This is a genomic window from Salinicoccus sp. Bachu38 (genome assembly GCF_038561955.2).
Taxonomy (GTDB): domain Bacteria; phylum Bacillota; class Bacilli; order Staphylococcales; family Salinicoccaceae; genus Salinicoccus; species Salinicoccus bachuensis.
This window is the reverse complement of record NZ_CP138333.2, coordinates 1,804,592-1,828,437: the sequence shown is the minus strand read 5'-3', so window position 1 is coordinate 1,828,437 and position 23,846 is coordinate 1,804,592. Positions and strand designations below refer to the sequence as shown.

Annotated in this window: 30 protein-coding genes; 21 read left to right on the top strand and 9 right to left on the bottom strand. The window is 50.7% G+C overall.

Annotated features, from left to right (window positions below):
- The first annotated feature begins 104 nt into the window (after positions 1 to 104).
- The 4 genes from nagE to RQP18_RS09380 all read left to right on the top strand — a co-directional run bounded on the left by nagE (position 105) and on the right by RQP18_RS09380 (position 3,575).
- Positions 105 to 1,571, top strand: coding sequence for an N-acetylglucosamine-specific PTS transporter subunit IIBC (gene nagE, locus RQP18_RS09395; RefSeq protein ID WP_342387432.1), 1,467 nt, complete (start codon positions 105 to 107; stop codon positions 1,569 to 1,571).
- A gap of 93 nt (positions 1,572 to 1,664) precedes the next feature.
- Positions 1,665 to 2,771 carry an iron-containing alcohol dehydrogenase gene (locus RQP18_RS09390; RefSeq protein ID WP_342387431.1) on the top strand — a complete coding sequence of 369 codons (1,107 nt, stop codon included), beginning with the start codon at positions 1,665 to 1,667 and terminating at the stop codon, positions 2,769 to 2,771.
- 10 nt (positions 2,772 to 2,781) lie between these two features.
- Positions 2,782 to 3,075, top strand: a complete 294-nt coding sequence (locus RQP18_RS09385) for a hypothetical protein (protein WP_342387430.1) — start codon at positions 2,782 to 2,784, stop codon at positions 3,073 to 3,075.
- Positions 3,076 to 3,080: 5 nt separating this feature from the next.
- On the top strand, positions 3,081 to 3,575 hold the full coding sequence (locus RQP18_RS09380) for a GNAT family N-acetyltransferase (RefSeq protein ID WP_342387429.1): 495 nt from the start codon (positions 3,081 to 3,083) through the stop codon (positions 3,573 to 3,575).
- 19 nt (positions 3,576 to 3,594) lie between these two features.
- Here the strand turns inward: RQP18_RS09380 and RQP18_RS09375 are convergent, their stop codons facing one another.
- On the bottom strand, positions 3,595 to 4,476 hold the full coding sequence (locus RQP18_RS09375) for a helix-turn-helix domain-containing protein (RefSeq protein ID WP_342387428.1): 882 nt from the start codon (positions 4,474 to 4,476) through the stop codon (positions 3,595 to 3,597).
- Positions 4,477 to 4,519: 43 nt separating this feature from the next.
- On the opposite strand from RQP18_RS09375, the gene RQP18_RS09370 reads away from it, so the two are divergent.
- The 3 genes from RQP18_RS09370 (at position 4,520) to RQP18_RS09360 (ending at position 6,569) form a co-directional block, all read left to right on the top strand.
- Positions 4,520 to 4,765, top strand: a complete 246-nt coding sequence (locus RQP18_RS09370) for a hypothetical protein (RefSeq protein WP_373446023.1) — start codon at positions 4,520 to 4,522, stop codon at positions 4,763 to 4,765.
- 235 nt (positions 4,766 to 5,000) lie between these two features.
- Positions 5,001 to 5,405, top strand: a complete 405-nt coding sequence (locus tag RQP18_RS09365) for a (deoxy)nucleoside triphosphate pyrophosphohydrolase (RefSeq protein WP_342387426.1) — start codon at positions 5,001 to 5,003, stop codon at positions 5,403 to 5,405.
- Positions 5,406 to 5,504: 99 nt separating this feature from the next.
- Positions 5,505 to 6,569 carry an NAD/NADP-dependent octopine/nopaline dehydrogenase family protein gene (locus tag RQP18_RS09360; RefSeq protein WP_342387425.1) on the top strand — a complete coding sequence of 355 codons (1,065 nt, stop codon included), beginning with the start codon at positions 5,505 to 5,507 and terminating at the stop codon, positions 6,567 to 6,569.
- A 39-nt stretch (positions 6,570 to 6,608) separates the two neighbouring features.
- Here RQP18_RS09360 and RQP18_RS09355 read toward each other — a convergent pair whose 3' ends face one another.
- Positions 6,609 to 7,025: a DUF2188 domain-containing protein gene (locus RQP18_RS09355; protein WP_031546576.1), complete on the bottom strand. Its 417-nt coding sequence runs from the start codon at positions 7,023 to 7,025 to the stop codon at positions 6,609 to 6,611.
- 68 nt (positions 7,026 to 7,093) lie between these two features.
- On the opposite strand from RQP18_RS09355, the gene RQP18_RS09350 reads away from it, so the two are divergent.
- A complete protein-coding gene (locus tag RQP18_RS09350; protein ID WP_342387424.1) occupies positions 7,094 to 7,492 on the top strand; it encodes a secondary thiamine-phosphate synthase enzyme YjbQ in 399 nt (132 codons plus the stop codon).
- Between the two features lie 196 nt (positions 7,493 to 7,688).
- Entirely contained in the window at positions 7,689 to 7,859 is a 171-nt protein-coding gene (locus RQP18_RS09345) for a hypothetical protein (RefSeq protein WP_342387423.1), read from the top strand.
- Positions 7,860 to 7,933: 74 nt separating this feature from the next.
- Here RQP18_RS09345 and RQP18_RS09340 read toward each other — a convergent pair whose 3' ends face one another.
- Positions 7,934 to 8,887, bottom strand: coding sequence for a metal ABC transporter solute-binding protein, Zn/Mn family (locus tag RQP18_RS09340; RefSeq protein WP_342387422.1), 954 nt, complete (start codon positions 8,885 to 8,887; stop codon positions 7,934 to 7,936).
- Positions 8,888 to 9,023: 136 nt separating this feature from the next.
- Positions 9,024 to 9,149, bottom strand: coding sequence for a hypothetical protein (locus RQP18_RS09335; RefSeq protein ID WP_373446021.1), 126 nt, complete (start codon positions 9,147 to 9,149; stop codon positions 9,024 to 9,026).
- An 80-nt stretch (positions 9,150 to 9,229) separates the two neighbouring features.
- On the opposite strand from RQP18_RS09335, the gene rpmG reads away from it, so the two are divergent.
- Positions 9,230 to 9,379 (top strand): 50S ribosomal protein L33, encoded by a 150-nt coding sequence (gene rpmG, locus RQP18_RS09330; RefSeq protein WP_084184929.1) that lies wholly within the window; start codon positions 9,230 to 9,232, stop codon positions 9,377 to 9,379.
- A gap of 118 nt (positions 9,380 to 9,497) precedes the next feature.
- Complete coding sequence (locus tag RQP18_RS09325; protein WP_342387421.1) at positions 9,498 to 10,370, top strand: bifunctional 5,10-methylenetetrahydrofolate dehydrogenase/5,10-methenyltetrahydrofolate cyclohydrolase; 873 nt, start codon at positions 9,498 to 9,500, stop codon at positions 10,368 to 10,370.
- Positions 10,371 to 10,417: 47 nt separating this feature from the next.
- On the opposite strand, the gene RQP18_RS09320 is transcribed toward RQP18_RS09325, so the two are convergent.
- Positions 10,418 to 10,804: a YolD-like family protein gene (locus tag RQP18_RS09320; protein ID WP_342387420.1), complete on the bottom strand. Its 387-nt coding sequence runs from the start codon at positions 10,802 to 10,804 to the stop codon at positions 10,418 to 10,420.
- Between the two features lie 140 nt (positions 10,805 to 10,944).
- Here RQP18_RS09320 and RQP18_RS09315 point away from each other — a divergent pair, with 140 nt between their 5' ends.
- Both RQP18_RS09315 and RQP18_RS09310 read left to right on the top strand, forming a co-directional pair.
- Entirely contained in the window at positions 10,945 to 11,964 is a 1,020-nt protein-coding gene (locus RQP18_RS09315) for a lactonase family protein (protein WP_342387419.1), read from the top strand.
- Entirely contained in the window at positions 11,965 to 12,255 is a 291-nt protein-coding gene (locus tag RQP18_RS09310) for an alpha-amylase (protein WP_342387417.1), read from the top strand. It abuts the gene before it with no gap.
- A 143-nt stretch (positions 12,256 to 12,398) separates the two neighbouring features.
- Here RQP18_RS09310 and RQP18_RS09305 read toward each other — a convergent pair whose 3' ends face one another.
- The 4 genes from RQP18_RS09305 to RQP18_RS09290 form a co-directional block, all read right to left on the bottom strand.
- A complete protein-coding gene (locus tag RQP18_RS09305) occupies positions 12,399 to 12,662 on the bottom strand; it encodes a GNAT family N-acetyltransferase (protein WP_342387416.1) in 264 nt (87 codons plus the stop codon).
- Between the two features lie 12 nt (positions 12,663 to 12,674).
- Positions 12,675 to 13,598 (bottom strand): manganese-dependent inorganic pyrophosphatase, encoded by a 924-nt coding sequence (locus RQP18_RS09300; RefSeq protein WP_342387415.1) that lies wholly within the window; start codon positions 13,596 to 13,598, stop codon positions 12,675 to 12,677.
- A 65-nt stretch (positions 13,599 to 13,663) separates the two neighbouring features.
- Complete coding sequence (locus tag RQP18_RS09295) at positions 13,664 to 14,215, bottom strand: cysteine hydrolase family protein (RefSeq protein ID WP_342387414.1); 552 nt, start codon at positions 14,213 to 14,215, stop codon at positions 13,664 to 13,666.
- Positions 14,216 to 14,252: 37 nt separating this feature from the next.
- Entirely contained in the window at positions 14,253 to 15,431 is a 1,179-nt protein-coding gene (locus tag RQP18_RS09290; protein ID WP_342387413.1) for an MFS transporter, read from the bottom strand.
- A 94-nt stretch (positions 15,432 to 15,525) separates the two neighbouring features.
- On the opposite strand from RQP18_RS09290, the gene RQP18_RS09285 reads away from it, so the two are divergent.
- From RQP18_RS09285 to pcrA, 8 genes are all read left to right on the top strand, one after another.
- Positions 15,526 to 16,977 carry a nicotinate phosphoribosyltransferase gene (locus RQP18_RS09285; RefSeq protein ID WP_342387412.1) on the top strand — a complete coding sequence of 484 codons (1,452 nt, stop codon included), beginning with the start codon at positions 15,526 to 15,528 and terminating at the stop codon, positions 16,975 to 16,977.
- 7 nt (positions 16,978 to 16,984) lie between these two features.
- Positions 16,985 to 17,830, top strand: coding sequence for an ammonia-dependent NAD(+) synthetase (gene nadE, locus RQP18_RS09280; RefSeq protein WP_342387411.1), 846 nt, complete (start codon positions 16,985 to 16,987; stop codon positions 17,828 to 17,830).
- Between the two features lie 50 nt (positions 17,831 to 17,880).
- Positions 17,881 to 18,525: a DUF2179 domain-containing protein gene (locus tag RQP18_RS09275; RefSeq protein ID WP_373446019.1), complete on the top strand. Its 645-nt coding sequence runs from the start codon at positions 17,881 to 17,883 to the stop codon at positions 18,523 to 18,525.
- Positions 18,503 to 18,688 carry an NETI motif-containing protein gene (locus tag RQP18_RS09270; protein ID WP_342387410.1) on the top strand — a complete coding sequence of 62 codons (186 nt, stop codon included), beginning with the start codon at positions 18,503 to 18,505 and terminating at the stop codon, positions 18,686 to 18,688. The genes RQP18_RS09275 and RQP18_RS09270 overlap by 23 nt, the downstream gene beginning before the upstream one ends.
- Before the next feature lie 120 nt (positions 18,689 to 18,808).
- Entirely contained in the window at positions 18,809 to 20,104 is a 1,296-nt protein-coding gene (gene purB / locus RQP18_RS09265) for an adenylosuccinate lyase (protein ID WP_342387409.1), read from the top strand.
- Positions 20,105 to 20,175: 71 nt separating this feature from the next.
- Complete coding sequence (locus tag RQP18_RS09260) at positions 20,176 to 20,862, top strand: M15 family metallopeptidase (RefSeq protein WP_342387408.1); 687 nt, start codon at positions 20,176 to 20,178, stop codon at positions 20,860 to 20,862.
- Positions 20,863 to 20,994: 132 nt separating this feature from the next.
- Positions 20,995 to 21,663, top strand: coding sequence for a heptaprenylglyceryl phosphate synthase (locus RQP18_RS09255; protein WP_342387407.1), 669 nt, complete (start codon positions 20,995 to 20,997; stop codon positions 21,661 to 21,663).
- Between the two features lie 30 nt (positions 21,664 to 21,693).
- On the top strand, positions 21,694 to 23,844 hold the full coding sequence (gene pcrA / locus RQP18_RS09250) for a DNA helicase PcrA (protein ID WP_373446016.1): 2,151 nt from the start codon (positions 21,694 to 21,696) through the stop codon (positions 23,842 to 23,844).
- The last annotated feature ends 2 nt before the right edge of the window (positions 23,845 to 23,846 follow it).

Sequence of the window (23,846 nt, the reverse complement as noted above, 5' to 3'; positions counted from 1 at the left end):
AATCTTATTATAGTATATTCTAAATAAATTCCTATACATCGATGCATAAGCATGTGCTATATTGGATGTAAGCATTTACATAAAAAGGGTGAAGGAGGATTTACATGTTACGTTATATACAGAATATGGGACGTGCTTTCATGCTTCCGGTCGCAGTACTTCCGGCTGCAGCACTCCTGCTCGGTATCGGTTACGCAATCGACCCTGAAGGCTGGGGCGGCGGCAGCGCCATCGCTGGTATGTTCATCAATGCAGGCGGTGCCATCCTGGATCATCTCGCCATTCTTTTTGCGGTGGGACTCGCCTTCGGGATGTCGAAGGACAAGAATGGGGCGGCAGCACTTGCCGGGCTCGTATCATTCCTTGTCGTGACGAATCTCCTGAGTGCAGATTCCGTGGCGCTGCTCCGTGGCATTGAAGTGGAAGAAGTTGGTGAAGCATTCGGTGTCATCGAAAACAATGTATTCCTGGGCATCATCACTGGTCTGATCAGTGCCACCCTCTATAACCGGTTCAGCGGCGTAAAGCTGCCGGACTATCTGGCATTCTTCAGCGGACGGCGTGCCGTTCCGATCATTGCGGTGTTCGTCATGATTCTGCTCAGCGGTATTCTCTACTTTGTATGGCCGCTGCTCTACAACGGACTGTTCAGCTTCGGCGAATGGATCAGTGGCATGGGCGCTCTCGGTGCCGGCATCTATGGATTCTTCAACCGTCTCCTGATTCCGACCGGACTGCACCACGCCCTGAACTCGGTGTTCTGGTTCGACACAGTCGGCATTAATGACATCGGCAACTTCTGGGACAACGCCGGTGAACAGGGCATCACCGGACGCTATCAGGCCGGGTTCTTCCCGATCATGATGTTCGGTCTGCCGGGTGCAGCGCTTGCCATGTACCATACGGCCAAGACGGAATACAAGAAGGCGGCAGGTTCAATCCTGCTTGCGGCCTCTCTGACGGCATTCCTCACAGGTGTGACGGAACCGCTTGAATTCTCATTCATGTTCCTTGCACCACTGCTCTACCTGGTACACGCACTTCTGACGGGGCTTTCCCTGTTCATTGCGGCATTGTTCGAATGGACAGCCGGGTTCGGCTTCAGTGCAGGGCTGATCGACTTTGTACTGAGCACGCAGGTGCCGATCGCCAACCAGCCGTACATGCTGCTCGTCCAAGGTCTGGTATTCTTCGTCCTCTACTACTTCATCTTCCGGGTCATCATTAAAGCGATGGACCTCAAGACACCGGGACGCGATGATGCGGTACTTTCCGCGGAAGCGCCGGCCGGAGCGGAAGAAGGGGAGGATCTCAAAAATACCCACGATGACAAATATTCCCGCAAAGCCGACCAGATTCTGATCGGCCTTGGCGGCAAGGACAACATCGATACGATCGATTACTGTACGACACGCCTTAGGGTGAACGTCCATGATGAGTCCTTGATCGACGAAGATCAGATCAAATCATCAGGCGCCCATGGGGTTGCGAAACCGGGCAAGAACAATATCCAGGTCGTCGTCGGTACGGAAGTTGAACATGTGGCTGAAGAAATGAAGCGCCTCCTATAGATTCATGCAGGGCACCTCTTGGAGGTGCCCTGTTATATTCTGTACTGGTTTAGTATATAATGGGGGAAGAAAAAGTATATGAGGAGGAGCTTGATGTTTACATTTCACCATCCAGTCGAGATCAAATTCGGAGAAGGGATCATTTCACAGATAAATGAAATCGCAGAGTCCCAAGGCTATAGCCGCATCATTGTCGTATCGTCAAATTCCCAGATAAAAAATGGAACGACGGAATTCATCAATACCCAGTTGGGAGAACGGGTCAAAGCGCTCATTTCGGATATCGAGCCGAATCCGACCCTGGAGAATGTCAGTGCAATCGTCGAGGCGATGAATGAACATAACGCCCACGCGGTGGTGGCGATCGGTGGCGGATCTGCAATGGATGCCTCCAAGGCGGCTGCTGCTGCATACATGCAGGGCATCGCAATGGAAGATCTGCTTGAACATAATGACTTTACACGGGCACTGCCGGTCATAGCGATACCGACGACGAGCGGTTCCGCGTCCGAAGTCACTGCAGCCAGCATCATCAGCGACAAGGAAAAGGAGCTCAAAGTACCATTGATCGGTCCGGCGTTCTATCCGCAGACGGCCGTGGTCGATCCGGAGCTGACACTGACATGTCCGCCGGGTGTCACTGCGGTATCGGGCATAGACATCCTCTGTCATGCGCTCGATTGCCTGGGTTCGGTCAAGAACAATCCCGTGTCCGATGCATTGGCGATCCGTGCGTCGAAGCTGGCATTTGAAAACCTGCTTGCCGCATACACGGAGCCATCCAACAGGGAAGCACGCAAGAACCTCTCCCTGGCGAGCATGCTGGCGGGCATGGCGTTCAGCCAGACCGGCACTTCAGGGTCGCATGCAATGAGCTACTACCTGACTTCCCATTATGGCGTGCCGCACGGGGAGGCATGTGCATTTACGATGGATGCATGGTTTGCAATCAACGCGGAAGCAAACCCTGAACTCCACCAGCATGCCAGAGACATCGGTTTTGATGATGCAGCGGCACTGAGTGAGGCATTCAATGCCCTGAAGCGTCAGATGGGGCTTGCAATGACGTTCGATGACCTCGGCATCAGCCGTGGGGATATCCCGAAGATTGCCGAGAAAAGCATGCAGCCTGCAAACATGCAGAATAATATCGCCCAGCTGTCCAAAGAAGAAATTGTGGAAATGCTCGAAAAGAAATAGGGGTGATGCCATGAAGAAGCGCATCCGCTTGGTGTTTTTCATATCAATCCTTATGATGGTGGGGTGTGATGGCATGGAAGAGAAGGAGGACTACCTGGTCGGTGTCAGGGGGGAGCTGACTGAAGCGGATCTCGATGAGGCCGGCCTGGATGACGGGGATATCAAACAGCGGTTTTCATTGATGAAGGTGTATGTCATCTCCATGACGGAAGCCGAAGCGGAGAAGATGGAGGGCTTGGATAAAGTGAACTATGTCGAAGTGGACCAGGAAGTGCATGTGCCTGACCCTCCGGGGGAGAAGTGATTTCCATGGAACCTAGTATCCGCAGACCCAAAACACGGGATGCACCGGCTATCGCCCGGATCTGCCGCCTCGGCTGGAAGCAGACGGTGGAGGGCCTGATGTCTGAAAGCCATCAGCATGAGACCGTTGCTTTCTGGTATAACGAAAAAAAGGTCATGCAGGATATCGGCAGAGGCCATTACAGTTATGTTGCCGAGCTGGATGGTGCAGTTGTCGGCGTAATCGGTGGCGGCAGGACATCTGTCCGCAGCGGAGAAATATATGTCTTTTATGTCGAAGCACACTATAGATACATGGGCATCGGCGGAATGCTTCTTCATCGCCTGACGGATGACCACAGGAATAAAGGGTTGGTGGAACAGTGGGTGTCTGTACAGGAAGGTAATGTGTACGGACAGCCGTTCTACGAAGCCAGGGGATTCGAGTATGTCGAACAGAAATCTCGGAGGACGGGAGCGGGCGAAGTGCAGACTTCGCTCAGGTTCAAACGATCCATATGAAAAGTGCTGGAGTAGGTGTCTACTCCAGCACTTTTATTTCCTCTTTGGCGATCTGTATATGATATGCCATCCTGTCGTCGAGATCTTCAAGCAGGAAGGCAGCTTCGCATTTGGCAAGGTGCTCTTTTGCCGGTTCGGGGTCTTTCAGTGCAACATAGATCAGAGACATCAGATGGTGCGCCTTGCCCAGGTAGAATATGGAGTTGTTCTCCTGGATTCTGATGAGCAGCTTGTAGCACACCTCCAACGCCTGGACATATGAAAAGTTATTGTATAGGCATGTTGCATAGCCGTAATGGAGCTGCTTGATCATATACCTCTCGAAACCATTCACACGTGGAAAGTCGAGAATCCGGTTCCTGTGCTTATGATAGAGGGCGAGGGCGTCCTCGTCCCGGTCCATGACGATATACAGATCGCCGAGTGTATTGACGATTTCGAGTTCTATAGACTGGACGTGTTTGGTTTCCTCCAGCAGCTCAAGGAGGATTTTTTCAGCCTGTGCATATTTGTCGTCATTCCTCAGATCGATTGCGGTATACACGCGGTAGAGCCGGTCATAGTTGCGGTACTTCAGATCGAAACCGGGTCTTTCATTGATCGTTTTCTTTGCATCCTGAAGCGTCAGCTTGAGCATCTCCGGATGCTTGAAGTAGACATAGTCCCGCAGTTTGTCGAGGTAGTAGTCGATCAGCGCATACTCCGATTCCTCATCTATGAACAGGGTCTGCATGCTGACTTTGAGACGTTGGCACAGCTTGTACAGCACTTCTGCAGCAATCGCAGTATCTCCCCGTTCGAACCGGTAGATCGTCGTCATTCCGCATATGCCTTCTGATAACTCCTTATGGGTCAGACCTTTTTGCTGTCGGATTTCCTTGAAGCGTTCGTGATATCTCATCAGTATCCTCCCGAATAAGTAAATGTTCACAATTTTTGCATATGTGAATATTGATAGAATATTTAGAATGGTGCATACTATAAATATAAACATTGAAGGTGGTGATGGCATGAAAAAGATTATCAGCGCTGTAGTTGTGAGTACTATTCTATTAGGCTCCTTCTCGGCAGTCAATACTCCTACAGCAGAAGCGAGTGTTGTAAAGAGTGGCTATGAAGAAGTTGGAACTTTTGGTAAAGGTTCCGGTTATCTTCCTGATGGCAGGCCAGCCCCTATCAATGTTTATTAGCAACTTCTAGTAAGTTCATTTTTTCCTTACCCTTAATTGGATTCCCTCTGCCCCGAATGCACCCGACCTCTTAATAATTTTGGGCAGAGGGTCTTTTTTTGTGTAAATTTAAGGTGGGGCGTTTTTAGGACAAGATAATAATACCATATACTGTATATGAAATACGACTGCGAAGGGGGAACCCGCGCAGTTTATTTGTTATAATGAGCGTATTATAAAATCTTTGGAGGATATCATGAAGAAATATATCAGAGTCGTTGGCGCTGTCATAGTGAACGAAAAGGATGAGATATTGTGTGCACAGAGGCCGGAAGGCAAGAACCTGGCCCTGATGTGGGAATTCCCCGGAGGCAAGATCGAAGAGGGGGAGGCGCCGGGCGAAGCGTTGGAACGCGAGCTGATGGAAGAGATGGACTGTGAAATAGAAGTGGGGCAACGGATCACCACGACAGTGCATGAATATGATTTCGGCACGGTTGAACTGACGACATATTATGCGAAACAGCTGTCGGGTGAAATCCAGCTGCTTGAACACATCGATATGAAATGGCTGTCGCGCGGGGATATCGAAGCACTGGACTGGGCACCCGCCGATATTCCGGCCATCGAACTGATCAAAAATGGCAGTCCTGCAAAATAGAGATATGGCCCGGTTCTTCGGAACCGGGTTTTATAGTGGATTAATATCGGAATTTTCAGTATAATACTTCCTATACAAATTAAGGAGTGTTCTAATTAAATGAAAGTTTCCATAGTTGGTGCAGGTAACGGGGGAGTTGTTGCCGCGGCGGATCTGACCTCAAGAGGTCATGAAGTGACGCTGTATCATTCCCTGCAGGCGTTGAAGGATCCTCATGAGGACATCATGCAGGGCAAGGTCAATTTTAAGGGAGAGGCGCTTTATTTCCATAAATTCACCCAGGATCCGCTCGAAGCGGTGGAAGATGCGGAAGTGATCATGACGTGTCTGCCGACCCATATTCTCGCTCAGATGTTCGAGGAGCTGATTCCATATCTGGAAGAAGGACAGATGGTCTTCATCAATGGCGCGAGTGCAATGAACAGCATGGTACTGGGTAATTCATTGAAGGAAAAACGTCCGGACGTATCCGTTCTGATCGGCGAATCGATGTCCCTGACATATGCTGCACGATATGACTATGAAGAAAATGATGCGGATATCATACTGAGGAGCAGGCATAACCTGTTCAGTGCGTATCCGAGCAGTGACACGGAACAGATGATGGAAAAATTGACGATACTCTACGATACGCTCGTACCGGCCGCGAACATCATCGAAACTGCATTGAATAACGGGAATCCTGAGAGCCACCCAGCCCCTTCCATACTGAATACGGGCTTCATCGACAATCATGGTGATGAGTTCTATCTCTATCGTGATGGGGTGACGCATCATACGGTCAAGGTGATCGAGGCGATAGATGGGGAGCGACAGAAGATATGTGATGCACTTGGATTCGAGGTGCTGGATAAATCCGCCCGTTCGGAAAGGAGCACCTATTTCGAACCGGACAAGCCACTGAAGGAACAGTACAACGAAAGCCCCATATTGAAGGATCTTGTTGGACCAGTGACCCTGAACAACCGCTATGTTGTGGAAGATGTGGGGTACGGCCTCGTCCTGTGGAAGAGCATTGCAGAAGCGGTGGATGTAGAGACGCCGTCGATTGACTCCATCATCCATCTGACCTCACTGATGCTGGAGGTCGATTTCACACGTCAAGGGCTGACTCTGGAGAAGGTTGGTCTCGATGGCAGACAGGATCTGAATCGGCAGGTATAGAAAAATCCCCGGCCCACCATGGGACCGGGGATGTCTGTTCTATTCATTTTTATTATGGATGATGGCTTCAGCACCGCGGTTTTCGGCAATCTCCTTCGCCCGTCTGGTGGCGTCGTTCTTGTTGTCATACGTGTTGCTCGGACGCTTTGCCCCTTTGGTCTGGACTTTCCATTCATCATCCTCAAAGAAGACTTCCACGTCGTTGTCGGCAATCTTGCCGCCCTGCTTGCCCGGATCATCTTCATGATCTGTGACTTTTTCATTCTTGAGTTCATCCAATTCTTTCTGGGAGGCATCCTGATACCATTCCTTCGCCTGATCGGTACCAATCGGAATGGCACGTCCTTCGTCATAGCCCTCCTCGAGCAGGGCATTGATGATGTCAATCGCCTTTTTACGCTCCAGCTTCTCCATGTTCTTCAAAGAATCCGGATAGTCGTTCATTGTATAAGGCATTTGCATTTCCCCTTTCATGAATCTCTAGTATTATAGTACCCATAAAGAAGAAAGTTAAAGGTGATAATATGCTATTTACATTTACTGTAACATCCAAGGTAAGAGAAGAGTATATTAATATCGATTCGCTTGTCGAAGAAGCACTCGGGAAGAGCGGAGTGAAGGAAGGCATCATGACAATTTTCACCCCGCATACGACAGCAGGCATCACCATCAATGAAAATGCCGATCCCGATGTGACACGTGATCTGGTCTATGGAATGAATATGACATTCGACAATAAAAAGGAGTACAGGCACGCAGAGGGCAATTCGGATTCGCACATGAAATCCTCGTTGACGGGTGCCAGCGAAACATTGATCATAGAAGGCGGCCAGGTCATCTATGGCACATGGCAGAGCACCTATTTCGCGGAGTTCGACGGACCGAGGGACCGGAAGGTGCATATCAAAGTGATTGAAGGTTAGAAAATAAAAAACCTGCACCGGGTGGGTGCAGGAAAAATAGGAGAAATTTTTAAGAAAATGGAATAGGTTAGTTAATAGTGATTAACTAATTTTATAATACTGAATTTTCAGATAAATAGCAACCCTGTTTCTTAACTTTTTGCATAAATTTTTCAGTCTCAGGGTAGAGTGAGTAAAACACTTCATGGAGGTCAATATGGAATTCATAAAATCATTGCTCAGTTTTTTACTTAAATTGGTTGCTGTACTTGCTGTAGTGGGGACAGTCGGGGTGGCCGTCCTCGCCTTCTTCCTGAAAAAGGATGTCGATGAGATCAAGGAATTCACTGAGAAGCTCAAGCATGAGATAGAAGCGGAAAATACGTAGTGGAATGAAAAAAGCTGACCTTGAGGTCAGCTTTTTTGGGTACTGTGGCTGGTTGGGGCGTCAACTGCCCTGTTCTATTCGTTCAGCGCACGATCCAATACTTCGATATTATCCTGCATGATGGACTGGTAGGTAGCTTCCGGATCGTCTTCATCATTCAATACCGACAGGTTGTGGAACTCGAGTGGTTCGGTGTCGGTCTCTTCACGTATCGTGTCTGTAACTTTTGAAGTGATGTTCTGTTCATATAGGATATATGGTATTTCCTGCGCTTGTATATCCTCGATGATCTGTGTCAGCTCCTGCTGGGAAGGCTCCTGGTTGTTCAGTCCGGATATGCCGACCTGTTCGAAATGGTACCTGTCGGCAAGGTAGCCGATGGATTCATGGGAGATATAGACGGTATCGCGGACAGGATCTTCTGTAAGGGCCTCGAGCTCCGTGTGGATTGCCATCAGTTCCTCTTCCAGTGCTTCAAAATTTTCGGTGTAGGCTGATTCGTTGTCCGGGTCCATTTCCACAAGCTGATTCCTGACGGCTTCCGCCATTTCGACAGAGAGCTGAGGATCGAGCCAGATGTGGGGGTCTGTACCATGTTCGTGCCCATGCTCACCGTCGTGTCCTTCTTCACCTTCATGCTCGTGCTCATGATCATGTTCGAATGCTTCCTCGGAGATGCCGTCGGCAGCGGAAAAGAATACAGTGTGTTCTTCAACTGCGCCTCTGATCTTTTCCGAGACCGGATCGAGTGCGTCGGTCGTATAGATGAAAAGATCGCCTTCTGCATATTCGAGCATGTCCTTCTGCGTCGGTTCATAAGTATGGATGTCGGCGCCATTCGGATAGATGGTCTCGACTGTGACCGCATCTCCGCCAATCTGTTCGGCAAAGCTCTTCAATGGGAAGACGGTCGTATAGACTGTGAGGGAATCGCTGTCTGTTTCATTGGATTCCGTAGTTGATGTGCCGCATGCTCCGAGAATCATCGCAAAAACGATCACTAATCCCGGGAATAGATATCTTTTCATTAAAGTGCTCCTTCATAACGTAATGATTACGATTTAAAATTATATCGTAATGATTTCGATTAGGCAAGTACAATTTTAAATTTTAGCCGTCCATCTATAAAAGTGTTGAAAAAATATCGATAAACCTTTAAAATGGTTAAGGCGGTTCAATGTTGATGAGGAACCTGTTATCATTGAATACCATCGTTTCATCCCCTTGCGGGATGATCAACTGGCCAGTTGAAATGGAGTCCGGGACAGCTTCCAACAAGCCCCTGGACATGGTATAATAGCAACATTATTCCGATTTGGATGTTCCTCACCGCAAAGCGGAACAGGTAATGAGTAAAGGAGGCGGAACTGATGAGAGTAAATGTAACTTTGGCTTGCACTGATTGTGGAGATCGTAACTATATTACGACTAAAAACAAAAGAAACAATCCTGAGCGTATTGAAATGAAAAAATACTGCCCAAGATCCAATAGCTATACAATCCACCGTGAAACCAAGTAACGGATCTGCCGCCCATCGGGCGGCTTTTTATTTTGTCGGAAAGGCCATGGTTTTGAGTACATGATTCATATTGGATTGTGGTATATTGGGGTAAAAAGGGTATGAAGGAGCGCTTTTTATGACAACGATTATGGACGGCAAGGCAGTTGCGGCACATTTATCTGAAGGGATCCGGGATGCGCTTGAGGAATCACACAAGCATGGCATCAAACCGAAAGTCGCTTTTGTGAGGGTAGGCGATCTGTCGGATTCCATCTCCTATGAGCGGGCGGCAATGAAACGTTTCGAGAAACTGTCCATCGATACGGAACAGTTCCATTTTCCGGAAGATGTTTCAGCCAGGGCATTTCTGACGAAATTCCGGGAGATCAATGAGGACTATTCGATAAACGGCATTCTTCTGCTGCAGCCGCTTCCCAAGCACATAGATATGAAGCGGGTGGTGGAGCTGATGAACCCGATGAAGGACATTGATGGAATGACGCCTTTCAATCTCGGGCAGGTCCTGACCGATGAAAAGAACCGGCTTGAACCGTGTACGCCGGCAGGTGTGATGGAGATGCTCGATTTCTATGACATAGATCTGAAAGGGAAAAACGTCACCATCGTCGGGGCAAGTGCCGTAGTCGGCAAGCCGCTGTCACTGCTTTTCATGAACCGTGATGCGACGGTGACGACATGCAACCTGTATACGGATGATCTGGTTGCCAAATGCCGGGAGGCAGATGTCATCGTCAGCGCGGCCGGTGCAATCAACCTGATCGGGGACGAGCATGTGAAGGAAGGGGCAATCGTTGTCGATGTCGGCATCAACTTCAACGATGAAGGGAAGATGGTCGGGGATGTCGATTACGAAGCGGTGAAGGACAAGGCCTCCTATATCACTCCCGTGCCGGGGGGCGTCGGGGCGATTACGACGACAGTGCTTGCCTATCATCTGATGATGGCAACCGATTACCAGAAGGAACCGGTCCTCTTCCTGGAACGCTAAGGAAAAGCCATGCAGAACATATTCTGCATGGCTTTTCTGATGCCAGTCTACAGCAAGACGATATTCAGAATGTCGATGAACGAGATGAAGGTCATTTCCGTGTCATCATCCGGATGATGACCGATCAGCACCATGCTCCACGTATCGACCTGAATGAGCCTGAGGTCGACCTGGAACCGGAATCCGTCATAGTAGTATTCCACTTTTACAGATCTTTTGTCATGCAGCGCCTTTTTAAGGACGTGGTTCATTTCGTCCAGACGGTCATCGGACAGGACCGGCCGCTCGATCCTGGTCTGATCCTCCACCATCTCTGCCACCCTTTCGAACTGTTCGGGCATGGTGGCGAATGGGGCCCATTTGATCATTCCGCGTCCCTGTGGAATATTGGAGTCGAGTTCGTCCATTGGCATATCCCGGTAGTCCACCTGCATCCCTCCTCCCTGATCTGTTTCTCTGTCATCTCCAATTATACGAACATATGTTCGCTTTTTCAAGGGGAATTAATCTTTTCATTTAGGGTATGGTAGATGGTGTGCTACTATAATAGAAAAAAGACAGAGGAGGAATCAGCATGATCGGTTATGTCGGCACTTATACCAAAGAGCATGGCAAAGGAATATACAAGTTCGATCTGGATACGGAGGCAGGAAAACTGACTGCTATAGAAGAGGCGGCGGAATCTCCGAATGCAACCTATCTGGATATCGAAAACGATCGCATATATGCAATAAAGAAAGGTAAGACGAAGGCGGGCATCGCCACATTCGAAATCAGCGACATGGATACGGGAGAGCTGCGCTTCATCGAGGACTGTCTGGAGGAAGGTGCTTCAGGATGCCACCTGACGCTCACTTCAGACCAGAATCATATAGTGGATGCGGTCTATCTATCCGGAGAAATCAGGCTGTATCGCGTGGATGAGCGCGGCGTGGCGTCAGAGCGGCTGGATGTCTTCCAGGTGGAAGGGGACGGGCCCCATGAACGCCAGGATAACCCGCATTCCCATTTCGTCACCGAAACACCGGACCGGAGATATATCGCAGCAGTGGACCTCGGAGCGGACAAGATTGTGACGCTTGAAATCAAAGACGACAAACTGGCGAAGGTGGCGGAATGCAGAGTGGCGGCAGGCAGCGGCCCAAGGCATCTCGTATTCGATGACAGCGGCACCTATGCATACATTTTCACCGAGCTTTCAAATGAGGTGATCGTCGCGAACTATCACGATGGCGAATTCTTCCCGGTTGAAACGTATTCCGCACTTCCGGAATCATTCGATGGCCATTCCCAGGGAGCTGCCATCCGCAAGCATCCGAATGGAAGATATATCTATGTATCCAATCGCGGACACGACAGTATCGCCGTGTTTGAAATCATGGAGGAAGGCAAGGCGCTGAAACGCCTCCAGATCGAGTCCACCAACGGAGACTGGCCGAGGGACTTCAATCTCACGCCGGACGGGGACTATCTGATATGTGCCCATGAACGCTCCCATAATCTCGTACTGTTCAAGGTGAATGAAGATGGCACCATCGAACGGCAGGAAGGCGAACTGGAAGCACCGGAAGGCGTCTTCGTCGGATTCCTCTAAATGAACAGAAAAGGCATATGGATTGTCCTGGTTCTGATACTGATTGCGATAGGTTTGCTGTTTCTGCCCCTGGCGGATCGGACGAGTGGTTCCGAGCGGGTGATCGTCGATCATACGCTCGGGGAGATTGTCCACCCCGGATGCTTCGACCAGGCGGAGCTGACGAACTATATCGATGAAGTATCCTTTTCCAGGGCAACGGAAGAACTGGACTATCGTATCGAGGATGAATGTTCAAAGGAACGTCTTGAAGAAGGGAAAGAGAGTGTAATAAGTAAAATATTTAGTTGATAAAAGTATGCTGATAATATTGATTTTTCAGAAAACTGGTGCTATTATTTGTTCATACCATTTTTTCATTCTTTCAACTATTTTTGGAATTGCCTTCCATTGGAAAACCCCGTCACATTTCATTGTGACGGGGTTTTCTGATGTTATTTTATTTTTATATCGTCATATTGCGAATCGCGGATGGCGTATGCTACATAAGGGCAGGTCGGTTGGACCTTCTTGCCGTCCTCACGTGCCATTTCGACAATTTCATCCACCAGGTCCTTTGCCAGACCCCTGTTGCGGTGGCTGGGTTCCGTATATGTGCTGGTCACATCATAATATTCTTCATGATCATTATAGATGAGCTCCGCAATGACTGCGTGTCCCTCTTCCAGATAAAGTCTGCCATCTTCTTTTTTCAGCATATCAATGCCTCCTTATGACAATGCTTTTGTAATCTGTGGTACTACCTGCTTCTTGCGTGATACGACGCCTTCCAGAACAGCTGAATTCTCATCCAGGGCAACATCGAACGCTTTTTCTATGGATTTTGCATGCGTGCCGAGTGCGAGGATTCTGGAATTGGAATTCAGGATGTCCGTGACGACAAGTACGAAAAGGTCGTAGCCATCCTTGTCGATCTGTTCATTGATGGCGGCTTCCAGTTCGTCCCTCCTGTCGAAAACTTCGTCGACATCGACGACATTGACCTGGGCGATGCGTGTCGTCCGCTCTCCCATCTCGAACGTTTTTGCGTCTCCGGTGATGAGTGCTTCAGCAGACTTGTCGCTCGTGGATGCCCCTGCTTTGAGCATTCCGATGCCATATTCCTCCAGGTCGATCTTTGCAATCTCCTTGAGTGCTTCGGCGGCTTTTTTGTCCTCTTCGGTCGTTGTCGGCGATTTGAACAGCAGCGTGTCCGAAATGATTGCAGAAAGCATGAGTCCTGCCATCTCCTTGGAAATGCCGAGGTCATTTTCCGCATATATCTTCTTCAGAATCGTCGCCGTACATCCCACAGGCTCTGCACGATAGTAGAGCGGTGATTCTGTACGGAAGTTGGATATACGGTGATGGTCGAACACTTTCAGTATATTGGCCTTCTCGATATCCTCTGCAGACTGCTGGAACTCATTATGGTCCACCAGGATGACGGGTGCATCGTCCTCGAGCGATTCAAGCAGTGCAGGGGCTTCGACACCGAAATGGTCGAGTGCATACTGCGTTTCAGGATTGATCCCACCGAGGCGGCGGGCGACAGCATCATTGCCGAGCTGCTGTTCAATGTCCGCTGTAACGAGTGCGGAAGTGATGGTATCGGTATCCGGGTTCTGGTGTCCGAAAATTTTTGTCTGACTCATGGTTTTTCATTCTCCTTTTGGTATGTTATTACTTTTCCCATTTTATCATTGAAGTATTCATCCTTCTATGATTCTACGGTGGCGCCGAGTGCATTTTTGAAATGCTCGAGTGCGTTCTCATGTGCCACTTCGTTGAACGAGGCGACGCAGGAGGCGGGGACGATGATGCCATAGCCATTGTTGTAGGCATCCACCGCAGTGTGCATGATGCAGATATCGGTTACAAGGCCGGTCAGCGTCACCGTATCGATGTTCCGCTCCTGGAGCAGCTGGTTGAGTGGTGTGCCGGCGAACGCGCTGTAGCGGCGCTTGTCGATGAAGAAGACATGCGGCGCCTCCCTGATCTCCGTGTAGATATCATGGACCTTGCCGTAGAGCGCGCGGCCCTTGGTGCCTTCGATGTTGTGCGGCGGGAACAGCTCCGCTTCCGGATGCAGCGCATCCTGTTCAAAATGAAGATCCATCATGAAGAATATCGGCTGGCCGGCTTCATGGGCGGTGCGGATCCTGTCGACGATGGCCGGTTCGATCTCCTGGGCGGCATCTCCGGCGGTCAGCCTGCCGTCGGGTGCTGCAAAATCGTAGGAATAGTCGATTACCAGCAGTGCATTATTCATTTATAATCCCCCTTCCGTTTTGTGTTCTTCATATCCATTATGCCATATCCCGCCTCCTATATATAAATGAAATATTCAGCGTGGTGATGATGGCGATGGCGAGGGTGAAAAAAGTGAAGTAGTAGTCCCCGCCCGTCACGGTGATGACATATCCGCCGATGACCGGCCCGATGATGCTGCCGAGGCTGAACATGATGCCTGCCATCAGATTGCCGGCCGGGAGGTTCGATTTCGGTGTAATGTCCGTCATATAGCTGATGCCTAGGGAGTACATGGAGCCGACGAAGACGCCGGCCAGTATGAACAGCAGCACCAGCATGGCAAATGAGCTGCTGTAGAGTTCCATGAACAGGAACGTCACAGCCCCGAGCACAAGCAGTATGGTGATGAGCCGGCTGCGGCCGACACGGTCCCCGAGTGCACCGATCGGCACCTGCAGGAGGATGGCGCCGAAGCTGAAGGCCGGCAGGATCCAGGTGATGTCGGAAAGGGCGAACCCGTTTCTGACTGCGAAGACGGGGAAGTTGCTGTTGAGCGACGATTCGAAGATGCCGAACAGCATCGGGAACAGGAATGCAATCCAGCTCGTTGCGAGCACAGCCCGGAAATTTCTAAAGGTGTTGAAGATGGTGACGGGGACGCCCGAATCGATCGGCATTGCATTTTCAGCGCCCCTAAGCAGAAAGATGAGGGGCCACCCCATCATGGTGAGTATGCCGGAGACGACGAACGGCAGCGGTTCCCAGATGGTCACAAGCTCACTGATTTTGGGCCCGATCATGAAGCCGAATGAGAAGAACAGGCCGTAGAAGGCGATGACGCGGCCGAGCTTATGCTGCGGAGTGCTCTGTGTCAGCCATGTCTGGGTGCTGAAGTGGAGCACATTGTCGCCGACTCCGACAAGAAGGCGGAGCAGGAACCATATCCATATCGACTCAAGCACCGGAAACAGCAGCATGGAAATTCCGACGATGATGCCTCCAGCGATGATCATGGGCCTGAAGCCGTATTTCCTGAGTGGTGCTTCGATGAAGAGGGCGGACACGAGTACGCCTATGTAGAGGCCTGAAGCATGCAGTCCATTGAGTGTGGCATGCACTTCCCGATTCTCCAGGATGAAGGAGATCAGCGGGAGGAGCATCCCCTGTGAAAAGCCGGATATGCAGACGATCAGGGACAGGATGATGAAGCGCGCCCTGAAACTTGCAAATTTCATGATATTCCTCCAATGATATTATGTTGGTAAAGAATTTGGTTGTGTTAGAATGATTATAACTGATTTGGAGCACTTCATGGAGGGACTGTAAAAAATGTATCAATTTGAAGATGACAGTTTTATGCTGCACACCGATTTGTATCAGATCAATATGGGTAAAACCTATCTGGAGCAGGGCCTGGAGAACCGGACCGCCGTGTTCGACCTTTATTTCAGAAGCATGCCGTTCGGCAATGGATATGCAGTTTTTGCAGGGCTTGAGCGCATCATCGATTTTCTGAAGAACCTGAGGTTCACGGAATCGGATCTTGAGTATTTGGGGTCGATCGGCTATGAGGAGGACTTTCTTGCATATCTGAAGGACTTGCGCTTCACCGGGAAAGTGCGCGCCATCCAGGAAGGGGAACTCGTCTTCGCCAACATGCCGCTCGTCCAGGTGGAGGCGCCGATCATCGAAGCCCAGCTCGTGGAGACGGCACTCCTCAATATCGTCAATTTTCAGACGCTGATCGCGACGAAGGCGAGCCGCATCCGCCAGCTTGTGCCGGACAGCATACTGATGGAGTTCGGGACGCGCCGGGCCCATGAGTTCGATGCTGCACTGTGGGGCGCCCGCGCTGCAATCATCGGGGGGTTCGACGGCACAAGCAATGTAAGGGCGGCCAAGCTGTTCGGTTTGAATGCCAGCGGTACACACGCCCACGCCATGGTCCAGGCATATGGCGACGATTACGATGCTTTCAGGGCCTATGCCGATTCCCATGAGGACTGCGTCTTCCTCGTCGATACTTTTGATACATTGAAATCCGGCGTGCCGAATGCAATCAAAGTGGCCAAAGAGTATGGCGACAGGATCAACTTCATCGGCATCCGGCTCGATTCCGGGGATATCGCCTACCTGTCCAAAGAGGCGAGGAAGATGCTGGATGATGCCGGGTTCCATGATGCGAAGATCATCGTATCCAACGACCTGGACGAAGTGACGATCCTGTCCCTCCTGTCGCAGGGGGCGAAGGTGGACAGCTGGGGCATCGGCACCAAACTGATTACAGCATACGACCAGCCGGCGCTCGGCGCAGTCTATAAGCTTGTGGCCATCGAAAATGACGAAGGGGAGCTTGAGAACAGGATAAAAATTTCAGGCAATCCGGAAAAAGTGACGACACCGGGCAAAAAGAACATCCACCGGATCATCAACAAAAATACAGGGATGTCGGAAGGTGAATACATTACGCATTTTGGGGAAGAGATAAAGGGAGATGAGCCCTTGCTCATGTTCCACCCCATCCATACGATGAAAAGGAAGCTCATCCGCTCCTACAGGGCAGTGGAGCTGATGAAGGACATCTTCATTGACGGGGAGTGCGTGTATGAATCGGAAAGCATAGACACGATAAAACGGCGTCATGAAGAACGTCTCGGTCTGCTATGGGAAGAGTACAAGCGGTTCCTCAATCCGGAGGAGTATCCGGTCGACCTCTCAAAGGAGCTATGGCAGATCAAGCAGGACCTCATCGAGGAATCAAGTAATAAAACATTGGAGTGATGTAGAAATGAGAACGTTACAGAAAGAAATTGTCGAACAGTTCAACGTAAAGCCGGAAATCGACCCTGGAACTGAAGTGAGGGAAATCATCGATTTCATGAAGGACTATGTAAAGAACTATACATTCATCAAATCGTTCGTCCTTGGCATCTCGGGCGGCCAGGATTCGACCCTGCTCGGAAAACTTGCCCAGATGGCAGTCGATGAACTGAATGAGGAAGTCGAAGGGGGCGGCTACGAGTTCCATGCGCTCCGTCTGCCGTACGGCAAGCAGAACGATGAACAGGATGCCATCGATGCAATTGAATACATCCAGCCGACAGCCTCCGCCACCATCGACATCCGCCCGAATGTGGAGCGCAGCATCGCTTCTCTGAAGGAAGCCGGATACGAGCTGACGGACTTCCTCGAGGGCAACGAAAAGGCGCGTGAACGGATGAAGGCCCAGTATGCAGTGGCTGCGACAACCAATGGGGTTGTGCTCGGGACGGACCACCCGGCCGAAGCCATCACAGGCTTCTATACGAAATTCGGTGACGGTGCAGCCGACCTTGTCCCGCTGTTCGGCCTGAACAAACGCCAGGGCAAGATGCTTCTGGAATACCTCGAGGCACCGGAGTACCTTGCCAACAAGATACCGACAGCCGACCTTGAGGATGACAAGCCGATGCTCAGCGACGAAGAGGCGCTTGGTGTCAGCTATAAGGCAATCGACGATTTCCTGGAGGGCAGGGAAGTGTCGGATGAGGACTACGAAACCATCGTCGGATGGTACAAGAAGACCCAGCATAAGCGGGATCTTCCTTACCACCGCTACAACAAGCCTGCATACGGAGAAAAGCAGGAGGACTAGGTCCTCCTGGCGGGCAGAACAGATACACTCAAGAAGAAAGGTAGAATCGAATGATAACAGCCATATCACAAGACCCGTGGCTGATGGTACTTGTCATCTTCGTCATCAACATCATCTATGTGAGTTTCCTGACGATGCGTACCATCTCTACACTCAAGGGATACCGTTATACAGCAGCAATATTCAGCATCATGGAAACCTTCGTGTATGTCATCGGCCTTGGGCTGGTCCTTGAGAACCTGGACCAGTTCCAGAACGTCGTGGCGTACGCCCTCGGTTTCGGGGCAGGCATACTGGTCGGCATGAAGATTGAGGAGAAGCTCGCGCTCGGCTATCTGGTCGTCAACGTGATCACATCCGAAATAGACAAGGATCTTCCGAAGAACCTGAGGGATTTGGGCTATGGGGTTACGCATGGCTATCAATATGGACGCGATGGCGAACGGATGACCATGCAGATACTTACGCCAAGAAAATATGAGCGGAAGCTCAGAGCGACGATCAAGGAGCTCGATGAACGCGCGTTCATCATTACGTATGAACCTAAAAACATCAACGGCGGTTTCTGGACGAAAGGTGTCAGACGCAGACGCCTCAGGAACTATGAGCCTGAAAATGTAGAAGAAGTATTGGAGGAAATTTCCGAAGCAGGGGAATCGGAAAGTGAAAGAGATGCCGAAAAAGAAAAAGTTTAAAGTGGAAGATGGCGAATCCCTGGAGACGTGCCTCGCACGGATGCGGGAGGAAGGCTACCAGCCCGTCCGGCGCATGGAGCGCCCCGTCTTCATCGAACGGAATGGAGAACGTATTGTCGATCATCAGGAAATTGTATTTGAAGGAAAAAGAGTCGAGGAATAGACGGATAATTCATTTATCCGTCTATTTTTTCGAACATTTTTATTTTATTTCAAAAAAATGTTCGTTTTTTTATGTGTTTTGTTATAATGGAGAGGAAATAAAACTAAGGAGCGTGTATGCATGATTTCTCGTTATTCCCGTGAGGAAATGTCAAAGATATGGACGGAAGAAAATAGATTCAGAGCATGGCTGGAAGTGGAGATCCTTGCGTCAGAAGCATGGGCGGAGCTCGGCTACATACCGAAGGATGAAGTACAGGAAATCCGGAAGAATGCACAGATCGACGTGGACCGCATCAAGGAGATTGAAGCGGAGACACGCCATGATGTCGTCGCATTTACACGCCAGGTATCCGAAACACTCGGTGAAGAGAAGAAGTGGGTGCATTACGGACTGACTTCCACCGATGTCGTGGATACCGCCCAGAGCTATCTGGTCAAGCAGGCGAATGCGCTGCTGGAAAAAGACCTTGAGGCGTTCATTGAAGTGCTGGCCGACAAGGCGAGGGAACATAAGACGACTTTGATGATGGGTCGTACACACGGTGTTCATGCGGAACCGACGACCTTCGGCATCAAGATGGCGCTCTGGTACACTGAGATGAAACGGAATCTCGAACGCTTCAGGAATGTCAGGAAAGAGATCGAAGTCGGCAAGATGAGCGGTGCCGTCGGCACATTCGCCAATATTCCACCGGAAGTGGAAAGCTATGTGTGCGAACACCTCGGGCTCGACACTGCGGAAGTATCGACCCAGACGCTGCAGCGTGACCGTCATGCCTACTACATAGCGACACTCGGTCTGATTGCGACATCGATCGAGAAGTTTGCGGTGGAAGTGCGCGGATTGCAGAAGACCGAAACGCGGGAAGTGGAAGAGGCGTTCGGCAAAGGGCAGAAGGGTTCCAGTGCCATGCCGCACAAGCGGAATCCGATCGGCAGTGAAAATGTGACGGGACTGTCACGCGTGATCCGCGGCTACATCACAACGGCCTATGAGAACGTGCCGCTCTGGCACGAGCGGGACATCTCCCATTCTTCCGCTGAACGGATCATGCTGCCGGATGTGACGATTGGACTCGACTATATGCTGAGCCGTTTTACGAACATCATCAGAAACCTGACGGTATTCGAAGATAACATGAAGGCGAATATCGACAAGACTTTCGGCCTCGTCTACTCCCAGCGTGTCATGCTTACACTGATCGACAAAGGGCTTGTGCGTGAAGAGGCATACGACCTCGTCCAGCCGAAGGCGATGGAATCGTGGGAGACGAGAGTGCCGTTCAGGGAGCTGGTGGAACAGGATGCGCGCATCCAGGACCTTCTGACCGCAGAAGAGATAGAGGACTGCTTCGATGAAAACCATCACTTGAAACGTGTGGATCTCATCTTCCAGAGAGCAGGGCTCGAATAGTCGTACTTCCCTTAAAACAGCAGGCGGGAATATGATAAGATGAAGCTACCGATTGCTGAAGGAGCGGTTTGATGTACAAAAGTGTGAAATTGGGTCTGCTGCCTGTATTGGTCCTTGTTCTGGCCGGGTGTGGCATCACCCTTGATGAAACAGAGACACAGGCACATGGGACTTTTGAAAAAGGATATGCCGTGGCTGAAATAGGAGAGCTCGAAGCACTCCCCGATATTGAGGTCATCGATGGCGTCACCTATGTCGATGATATTCTGGTGGTCAACAAGGAGATTCCCCTGCCGGCCGACTACAACCCGGGTCTCCAGCCGGAAGTCATAGAGGCCTACCAGCAGATGTTCCGTGACGGGGCGGAACAGGGCCTCGACTTCGTGCTGGTCAGTGATTTCAGAACCTACGACTATCAGGATCAGCTGTACAACAACTATGTTGCCCGTGACGGGCAGGAGGCGGCCGACCAGTACAGTGCAAGACCCGGCCATTCAGAGCACCAGACCGGGCTCACCGTCGATGTCGGCTCCGCAGACAGTGCCTCCAACCTTACAGTCGAGTTCGGTGATACGCCGGAATACGAATGGCTGAAGGACGTAGCCCATGAGTATGGGTTCATCGTCCGCTATCCCGAAGGAAAAGAGCATATTACGGGATACATGTATGAGCCGTGGCACCTGAGGTATGTGGGTGACGAAGCGGAAGCGATATACGAAAGCGGACTGTCACTTGAGGAATACCTGGACATCGATTAGAATGACCTGACCGGCATCAGCCGGCCGGGTCATTTTTGCTTTTGAAGTCTTGTAAAAATCGCATATATAATAAAACAGCAGCATGCTAAAAATGCTATAATATCCTTATGAATTCTGATGGGAGTTTTATATATGCTTAAAGATTGCAAACATGTGTTCAAACTGGATCCTGCAAAGGAAATCAGTGACGAGGATCTGACGCGTATCTGCGAGTCGGATACCGACGCCATCATCATCGGCGGCACTGACGGCATCACGGAAGACAACGTGCTGAATCTGATGGCGCGGGTGCGGCGCTTCTCTGTGCCGGTCGCACTGGAAGTGACATCGACCGAAGCCGTGATTCCCGGATTCGACCACTATTTCATACCGGCGGTGTTCAACACGGGCGACATCAAGTGGCAGCATGGACTGATGCTCGAGGCACTGGCGGAATATGGTCATCTGCTCGACTATGACGAGGTTTCCCTCTTGCCATACATCATCATGAACCCCGAATGCAAGGCCTTCAAAAAGGCTGAAGGGAAGCGTGTGGCGCCTGAGATGCTTCCGCACTACATCAATATGATGGACAAGCTCTATCAGACCGAGTATATATATATTGAGTACAGCGGTACCTATGGAGACGCGGAGATCATGAAGACCGTGCGTGAAAATGCCGGACAGTCCCACATCATCTATGGCGGCGGCATCTCCTCGAAGGCGGAAGCCGAAGAGATGGCACAGTACGCCGATACCATCATCGTGGGGAATGTCATCTACGACAGTCCCAGAAAAGCATTGCGGACTATCATTAAATAAATTGGAGTTTTTATAATGGATCTAAGTTTGATGAATAAAGAACAGAAGAAAGCCATCCAGACGACCGAAGGGCCGCTGCTCATCATGGCAGGGGCAGGCAGTGGGAAGACTCGGGTGCTGACGCACCGGGTCGCCTATCTGCTCGGCGAGAAGGAAGTGCCGGCGAGAAACATACTGGCCATCACATTCACCAACAAGGCGGCAAGGGAAATGAAGGATCGTGTCGCTGCACTGGTATCGGAAGGCGCAGAGAATATGTGGATCTCCACCTTCCACTCCATGTGTGTGCGCATACTGAGAAGCAATATAAACCATCTGGGATATGAAAACAGCTTTTCCATCCTCGATCCGACGGACCAGAAATCCGTGGTCAAGGACATACTGAAGCGCCGCAACCTGGACATAAAGCAGCACAATCCAAGAGGCATCATCGGTTTCATTTCCGACAAGAAGAATCAGCTGATCCGGCCGGATGAGAGCATCAGGGAGGCGGCTGCCTACCCGGATACGCTATACAGTGAAATCTATCATGACTACCAGCAGATCCTCTATCGCAACAGTGCCCTCGATTTCGATGATCTGATCATGCTGACGATCGAGCTGTTCGATAAGGAGCCGAAGGTGCTGGAGTACTACCAGAACCGTTTCCAGTACATCCATGTGGACGAATATCAGGATACCAACCATGCACAGTACCGCCTGATCAGCCAGCTTGCGGCGAAATACCGCAATATCTGCGTGGTGGGGGATTCCGACCAGTCCATCTATAAATTCAGGGGTGCGGACATCGCCAATATCCTCAACTTCGAGGACGATTATCCGGAAGCGGTCGTCATCAAACTGGAGCAGAACTACCGCTCCAGCAAGAACATACTGGATGCAGCAAATGCCGTAATCGAGAACAATACGGAACGCAAGCCGAAGGCGCTCCGCACAGACCGGGATGGCGGACCGAAACTGCAGAACCTCGTCGCCGACTCGGAACGCGGGGAGGCCGAGGAGGTCGTCAGGAACATATTGGACCTCTCAGGCAAGTACAGCTACAGCGACATGGCGATCCTGTACCGGACGAACGCCCAGTCTAGGGCCATAGAGGACACGCTAGTCAAATCCAACATCGCATACAAGATGGTCGGCGGCATCAAATTCTACGACCGCAAGGAAATCAAGGATCTGATGAGCTATCTGAAGGTCATCCTGAATCCGAACGATGATATTAGCTTCGAGCGCATCGTCAATACGCCGAAGCGGGGTCTCGGACCGAAGACGGTGGATAAGCTGAAGGCGCATGGCCAGAACACCGGCATCAGTATCTTTGAGGCGATCAAGGAATCCGACTTCATCGGCATCCCGAAGACGGCCGTCGTCAAGCTGATGGGCCTTGTGGATCTGCTCGAGAAGCTGCAGCAGAAAGCCAGGTTCATCACCATCACGGAACTGGTGGATGAAGTGCTGAAGACGACGGGATACATGGAAATGCTTGAAGCGGAGAAGACGATCGAGTCGAGGAGCCGCATAGAGAACCTCGAGGAATTCAAGACGGTGACAAGCGAATTCGACAGGGACAATGAGATTTCGGATGAACTGCTGTTCACCTTCCTGAGTGATATGGCGCTTGTTTCCGACCAGGATGGTGTCGAAGACGACAGTGGGGTGACACTCATGACGATGCACGCTTCAAAAGGGCTCGAGTTCAAAATTGTATTCATCGTCGGCCTGGAGGAGGGCATCTTTCCTTCAAGACGGGTCGCCTACGATGACAAGGAACTGGAGGAGGAAAGGCGCCTGATGTACGTGGCACTCACGCGGGCCGAAGATCAGCTCTTCCTCTCACGGGCCAACAGCCGCATGATCTATGGTAAGACGGAGGCGAACATGCAGAGCCGCTTCCTGGCGGAGATTCCGGAAACCCTGATGGATGGCGGCGGTTCATTCGAGCAGAATGATTTCTTCGCCGGCAGCAGCCGGAAGAAACAGGCGCCGAAAAGAAGCCGTGTGGTGACGAACAACAGCGGCATCAGCTTCTCCATCGGAGACAAGGTCGAGCATAAGAAATTCGGAGATGGCATCATCTCGGCGATCAAAGGGGAGGGCGACAGCCAGGAACTGGACATCATCTTCACCAAAGTCGGCGTCAAGCGATTGCTTGCCAATTTTGCACCGATTGAAAAGAAGGAGTAGTG